Annotated in this window: 6 protein-coding genes; 1 reads left to right on the top strand and 5 read right to left on the bottom strand. The window is 45.2% G+C overall.

Annotated elements, in window-relative coordinates:
* Positions 1 to 7: 7 nt before the first annotated feature.
* Entirely contained in the window at positions 8 to 640 is a 633-nt protein-coding gene (locus tag WFI24_RS15835; RefSeq protein WP_336762225.1) for a TetR/AcrR family transcriptional regulator, read from the top strand.
* 106 nt (positions 641 to 746) lie between these two features.
* Here the strand turns inward: WFI24_RS15835 and WFI24_RS15840 are convergent, their stop codons facing one another.
* The 5 genes from WFI24_RS15840 to WFI24_RS15860 form a co-directional block, all read right to left on the bottom strand.
* Positions 747 to 1,517 (bottom strand): SDR family NAD(P)-dependent oxidoreductase, encoded by a 771-nt coding sequence (locus WFI24_RS15840; RefSeq protein ID WP_336762226.1) that lies wholly within the window; start codon positions 1,515 to 1,517, stop codon positions 747 to 749.
* Positions 1,518 to 2,052: 535 nt separating this feature from the next.
* Entirely contained in the window at positions 2,053 to 2,802 is a 750-nt protein-coding gene (locus WFI24_RS15845) for a collagen-like protein (RefSeq protein WP_336762228.1), read from the bottom strand.
* A 287-nt stretch (positions 2,803 to 3,089) separates the two neighbouring features.
* On the bottom strand, positions 3,090 to 4,118 hold the full coding sequence (locus tag WFI24_RS15850) for an NAD(P)/FAD-dependent oxidoreductase (RefSeq protein WP_336762229.1): 1,029 nt from the start codon (positions 4,116 to 4,118) through the stop codon (positions 3,090 to 3,092).
* The gene (locus WFI24_RS15855; RefSeq protein WP_336762231.1) at positions 4,119 to 5,135 is read right to left on the bottom strand and encodes an ABC transporter substrate-binding protein; all 1,017 of its coding nucleotides are present in this window, start codon (positions 5,133 to 5,135) and stop codon (positions 4,119 to 4,121) included.
* A gap of 112 nt (positions 5,136 to 5,247) precedes the next feature.
* Positions 5,248 to 6,864, bottom strand: coding sequence for a helix-turn-helix domain-containing protein (locus WFI24_RS15860; RefSeq protein ID WP_336762233.1), 1,617 nt, complete (start codon positions 6,862 to 6,864; stop codon positions 5,248 to 5,250).
* Between the last annotated feature and the right edge of the window lie 285 nt (positions 6,865 to 7,149).

Here is a 7,149-nt window from a genome sequence, read left to right on the forward strand (position 1 = left end):
TGTATACATGCTTAAGTCTCCAGCCGTACCTGACACCGATCGAAGAGTACACAAATCAAAACTGGCACTGAAGACAGCCCTTCTGGAATGGATGTCCCGTAAACCATTAGCCAGCATAACCATCACCGATATTGTCAAATCCGCCGATCTGAACCGCAGCACATTTTACAAGCATTATGTGTACAAGGAAGACCTGTTGAATGAATTGTTAAATGACGTGATTGACGATCTCAAATCAGCCTATCGAGCACCCTATCAGCATTTCCGAGATTTTGATATTAAGGACCTTAATGCCTCAGCCATTCAAATTTTCGACCATGTGCTGGCTCATGCCTCCTTCTATACTTTACTGGTTAATTCTAACGTGCTACTGGATTTCAGGGACACGTTCTATATAACACTTAAGAACTTGTATCTGGAGGATGTAACGGATCTGTCGCCTGATCCACGGTTGGATAAGGAACTTCTCGCCTGTTATCAAGCCAATGCCGTTCTTGGTTTAGTTACGGGTTGGGTGCAAAGCAACTTCAAATACAGTGCCTCCTATATGGCAGAACAACTATTGGAATTCACACGCATGAACCGATCCCAAGAGATTTATCGGTCTAATCTCCATTCTGCAACGAATCCATCAAGATAATGTTATGCCATGACTCTGTAGTGGTATCTGTTCTTAAAAAGAGGTACTGTCTCACGTGAAGCTTGAGATACAGTACCTCTTTAGTATGTCGAAACATTTATTTTAATTAGTTGCTGATCCAGCCACCATCTACAGGCAACTCAACGCCTGTAATGAATTTGGATTCATCAGATGCCAAAAACAGGTAGGCGTAAGCAATATCCATAGATTCACCAGCATGTGGAGGCAGTGGTGCAAGATTTTTGTAATTCTCCCCCATCTCCACCTGGGATTTGATGCCTGCTTTCTCCACCATACCTGTAAATACAGCACCCGGATGTACGGAGTTCACACGAATATTATCTTTGGCAAACCATTGTGCACCGTGTTTGGTCAGTGAACGTACAGATCCCTTGGAAGCACTATAAGCCGCGCCCTGGGCATCCGCTATTCCACCAATAATCGCTGCAATGGAAGAGGTATTAACGATGGAACCTTGTCCATTCTTCTGCATATAAGGAATGACTGCCTTCATGCCCAGCCATACACCTGTTCCATTAATGGACATCACCTTGTCCCAATCCTCTAGCTCAGCTTCCAAAATGCCTTTGGCCATATGAATTCCGGCATTGTTGACCAGAATATCTATTTTTCCGTATTTCGATACGGTTTCTTCCACAACATCGTTCCATGACTCTGGACTGGACACATCCAGCTTCAACGCAATGGCTTCCCCGCCATCAGCTACAATCTGTTTAACCTGTTCCTCCAAAGCTTCGATTGCCACATCGGTAGCCACTACCTTGGCTCCTTCTCTTGCAAATAATTGAATACCTGCCAATCCCATGCCACTTGCGGCTCCAGTTATAATTGCAACTTTTCCAGTTAATCTGCCCATTTCATATCATCCTTTCCTATTACGATGAATGCCTCATTATGACACCCAACCTTCTGACACCTTTAGTATACGGATGAAATGAAAGCTCTTTCAATCAGCAAATAGACAGGCTTTTGTGGGATAACCGATAGCTGAGTATGGATCTGTTTATTCCCCAGATGTTAATCCACAACATGGACAACTTATGTTGGTTATGTTTTCAAACTACCAGTGCAGATAATCAAATGTTTTAAGATCATCGAAAAAGTTTAACCAGAGCTTCCTCTTGCTTAAGTATCTTGTCCAGCTTGAACATAACGACGGTCGTAATCTTAGAGACCCCATACCTTCGGTAGCTACTAGCACCGTGATTCTCTTACCCAGACTTTGGGGGCTTGGCTTCGGAAACGGAGAGAGTAGCGGCGATGACTTCAGCGTCATCGTCCCGCCACTCTCCACCCCCGTTAATCTATCTTTTGAATAAATAGACTTATTTACTGGATAAAACACATAAACTTTTATATTTTACGAACATAAACTATATTGAAAATTGGAATTAAGGCGTCAGTTTTAGAATGGTCACAGTGGTATTTAGATTATTATGCAACTGTGCAGGAGTTGCATTCGCATTAACCAACTGGATCGTCGTTGGTACTGTTGTTACCGTAATAATTACTTCAGCAGAGATGGGTCCTCCTCCATTACCCGTAAAAGGCACTGGTGTAATGGGCGTTCCATTTACTGTAAGGTTGAAATCAGCATTACCCTGATTATGAATGGAAAAAGAGATAAAGTAACTTCCTGTTTCATTGATTGTTATCGTCGAGGATGGCGGTACAAAAGTAAATGCACCTCCAACATTAGCCAAAACGCCGGTTAAAGTTATTGGAGCGTTTCCTGGAACTGTGTCAGTACCTGTGCCGGGATCTGCCCGGAAAACACTTAGAAAATCAGATATTCCAGCCCCGGCTGGACCGGCAGGGCCAGCAGGACCTATTGCTCCAGCAGGGCCAGCAGGACCTACTGCTCCGGCAGGGCCAACAGGACCTACTGCTCCGGCAGGGCCAACAGGACCTACTGCTCCGGCAGGGCCAACAGGACCTACTGCTCCGGCAGGGCCAGCAGGACCTACTGCTCCGGCAGGGCCGACTGGTCCTGGTATACCAGGAACTCCTTGAAGTCCGATCGGCCCCGGTATCCCTTGAGCTCCTGTCGCCCCCTTGGGACCTATCGGTCCTAGTGGGCCAGGAATCCCTGGAGAACCTTGCGGTGCATTAACAACAACTTTAGGTTTAACCTTTACCACTTTTACCTTAACACCACAATGAAAATGTTTTTTAAATTTACGTCTACAAATTTGTTTCCCATGTCTATTTAACAACCAACTCACCTCCGTGATATTTCTCCACATACTATGTGCTACAATCACGGAGTGCATAGACAATTAACTATAATTCATAAAATCATAGTGCCTATTATGGGAAATTGATGCATTTTAATCATTTCATTAAGTCGGAAAAAGCCCGTCTAACATACGAGAATATCTCGTGGTTAGACGGGTTTTGCTTGTTTACATTCTACACAGGATTCTTTTCATGACAAAAGGGCTTTGTTTTTCTCATAGAACCGGTCATTGTGAGAAGATACACCCGCCATATCGGAAGCAGCAGGTTCCAGATACGTCTTGGCACTGTTGACTGCGAGCACCGCATCGTTAAAAGCACCAGCGATTAGCCTGACTTTGCTTCCATAGGTAATGAAATCACCTGCTCCGAATATACCCGGAATGTTGGTACGCATGCGCTGATCAACGGATACGCCGTAATCTTCCCGCGCCAGGCCCCATTGCACAAGATTGCCAAAATCACGATCATACCCATGACTTACGACGACTTCATCCACTTCAACATGTGTAATCTCACCAGTCTCTACATGGACCAGCTCAACACGATCTATTTTGTCACCTGCACCGTATAAGCGTGAGATGCTATATGGCGTCATGACATTCGCTTGAGCTTTCATCTGAGCAACTGGCGACTCGTGTCCGGTAAACTCATGGCGTCTGTGTGCTACCGTGACTTCACTTGCTATCTTGCCCATCTCATTCGCCCAGTCGACTGCGGAATCGCCGCCACCCGAGATCAGAACACGCTTCCCGGCAAATCGGGACAGGTCGGTTATCGTGTAGTGCAGATTTGTCAGTTCATATCGGTTGGCACCTTCAATAGCCAGCTTTTGCACCTGCGTCATACCTCTGCCAGCACATAACAAGATTGTGCGTGTGTAGTGACGTTCGCCTGTTTTGGAAATGAGTTCAAATACACCGTCCTCACGTCGTTCCAGCTCGGCAATTTCCTGACCAAATACAATCGTTGGATCGAACGTTCTCGCTTGTCTTTCCAGTGATTCAATCAGCTGCTCACATCGTATCGGGTCAACCCCGCCCACATCCCAGATCAGCTTCTCCGGGTACGTACGCATGAATCCACCCAGTTCCTGTTTGGCTTCAATGATTTTGGTACCCATGGCTCTCATGCCACTATAAAAGGAGGCGTACATTCCAGCAGGTCCCCCACCAACAATGGTAATATCATAAATATCCAGTTGAGGCTCTACAGTCATCTATGGCACCAACTTTTCAACAACGTAGTCCATTAACTTCACAGAACCAATTGGACCAACACCGGATACAAATTCACTCGTTTTCAGCGGGAAGACATGATCATTCTTCACAGCCTCCAGATTCGCCCACACCTGGCTTGCTTTCAGATCTTCCATAGATTTCTTCGTGTCATAACCTACGAGGGTTCTGTCTTCCAGGAAAATATAATCCGGATTCATCTCAGGCAAGAATTCAAGCGAGAACTGGCTAAACCAATCTGTAGAGTCTTTGATCGCTTCAGGACTATTCAGGCCCAGGATATCATAGAAGAAAACACTGCTGCTTCCTCCTTTGGGACCCATGAAACGGTAACGATTGTGCTCTACCCGGAGAACCAATACGGTCTTGGCTCCAAGGGCTGCTGCAATTTTTTCTTTCGCTTGTGCTGCTTTCTCGTCGAATTCAGCCAGTACTTTGGCAGATTCTTCGGTCTTGTCGAATATGGCTGCCAGCTTCGGCATAGCACGCTTCATTTCACTGTTGGCATCCAGTGCCACCGTTGGAGCAATTTTGGACAACTCGTCATATACGCCCTGTTCCATACCTTCCCCTGCTGTAAGGATCATATCCGGTGACAATGCTAGCAATTGCTCATAGTTATATTGATACTGCTCGACTTCGATGACCTGAACTCCGTGTTCTTTAAAATAAGCAGGACGGTATTCCGCTTCGACTTCCGGAGTTAACAACACGATTTGGGGTTTAACACCCATCTCAATCAGATACTCGGCATAGATTGAATCGAACACAATTAAATTTTGAGGATTGGCAGGAATCGTTACTTCTCCAAACTGATCCTGTACCACTTTAGTTCCGCTGGCATTCCCTGCTTCTTCCGTTGTCCCTGCTGCGCCTTCCGTCTTCGTCTCTGTTGTTCCAGTTGCTGTATTTTCTTCTTTGGCTCCACCGGAACAAGCCGCTAGCAGTACACTGATTACCAACAGCATGATGCCAAACCCTTTGAATCTTCGTGACATGGTATACTTCGCCCCTTAACTATGTTGATAATGATAATTATTATCAACATAGTATCAAATAAGAAGTGTGGCTTCCATAGCATATCGTGCGTATTCAATTGGATTATTGTGCTCACATAGGATTGGTTTCTGTAAGATTGCGAATAATCTGATTCAAGATCAAGGTATGTCCCGTAATTCCATGACCGTCCACCCACAGATGAGTATCAACGTAATACACCCGGTTATTCTTCACAGCCTTCAGGTCGTTCCATTGCGGACTCTCCCATAGTTTCGTCATATTTTCTTCAGCACTAAAATGCTGCATGATCCGCTTCTCCACAAACAGATAATCGGGATTGGCTTGTGCCAACAGATCAAGTGAACAAGGATTAAACCAGGCTGTACCTGATTGCAGCGCTTGCGGCAATGCTAATCCAAGCTGTTCATATAACAATTGAGACGCACCGTGTGAATGCCCACCCAGATATCGATAACCAAACGCTTCTACCCTCAACAGCATGACTGTGGATGCGGATTGAATGATCGGTTGCAACTGTTGCTTCGCTACACGGACCTCGTGTTTCATCTGCTGATGCAATCTATGAGCCTTTTCTTCTTTGAAAAACCAGGCTGCCAATTGATGGAGCAACGGCTCTACATCTGGATGAAGTCCCGTCAGAATTGGTGCAATCGTGCGCAGCTCTCTTTTGACCTCTTCCGTTAATACGTTCCCAATCATGATCTCCGGTTGAGCTTGTCGAACAAGATCTATCTCCACCTCATACTGTGCAACCTCCAGCATCTGCACTCCATGCGCTATAAATTGTTCTCGATGATGTGGGGACAACAGGATTGGAGTGACCACTACGGCATGGGGGATAACACCGAGATGAATCATCATTTCTGCACAGATGGGAGACAGTGACACGATCTTCCGCTGCGTCATCGTCTGCCTATATTTCTTAGGTGATACGCCAGTCAACTGTTTGAAGCGTCGGCTGAAATAATGAGCATCTTCAAATCCAGATTTTTTGGCAATATCCTGTGAGGTTGCATCTGTTAATATCAATTCTTCCTGTGCACGATAGATCCGGTAGTGGGCCAGATAATCCAGAGGTGGCTTACCATATCGCTCGCTAAATTTGCGGGAGTAATGCCATGGACTGATTCCGGCAATTTGAGCTAACTGCATACGTGTAATCACCTGATCATGATGCTGCTGCATGTAGTCAATGGAACGTAGTATGCCGTGCTCTGGCTTCTGTTTGTTGTCCGCTTGTTTCCGGTACAGATTTTTTAATAATTCATATAACAAATGCTGATGCCCAACCCCTCCTGCACTCTGTTCCTGTGTATCCTCTTCACTCCAATGCTGAATGATACTTGCCAGACTTCCACCCGACAGTTGTACCTTCTGATACACCTCTCCTGACGGTAAATGCCATTCGAACTTCTCTGCTTCCCGTCGCTCATGCAGGACCGAATATGTATCGAACTGAACATGCCATCCTGCCAGATCCAGATTGCCACCTTCAATGACCTCCATTACGGAGTTCTCTTCGAGCGCAATTAATTCTCCATAGGAGACGTGAACTCGGTGTCCATTTATATTCCAGATCGCTTTTCCATCAATGATAAATATCAAGGTGTGACTGAAAAAGTGATGCAGCTCGCCTTTCGTTATCCATGCGTTGCTTAGTGCATTCGTTGACTTCCATTGAGCAATCCATTCCATGTTGTCAGACATAGGTTATCCTTTCAGAGGAATTAGTAATCCAGATTTATAGGTTTCACTATATCAAAATACATTACAACTCCATAACCAACAAGCTATGGCCTAAACAAAATGGTGGACAGCTGTTATACATTTCATACTTGTATTATTCAGATAAAAAATATCAAAAAAGCCCGTACCATCAGGTGGTCAAGACCCCATTTAATAGACATTGAAAAAAGACCCTAGGCTATAAACTGCTTCCGGAACTCTACCGGAGGCAGTTTATTTAGTTTTCGTTGTGGTCGATGTTGGTTG

This window comes from Paenibacillus sp. USHLN196, from assembly GCF_037144955.1.
Taxonomy (GTDB): Bacteria; Bacillota; Bacilli; order Paenibacillales; family Paenibacillaceae; genus Paenibacillus; species Paenibacillus xylanexedens_C.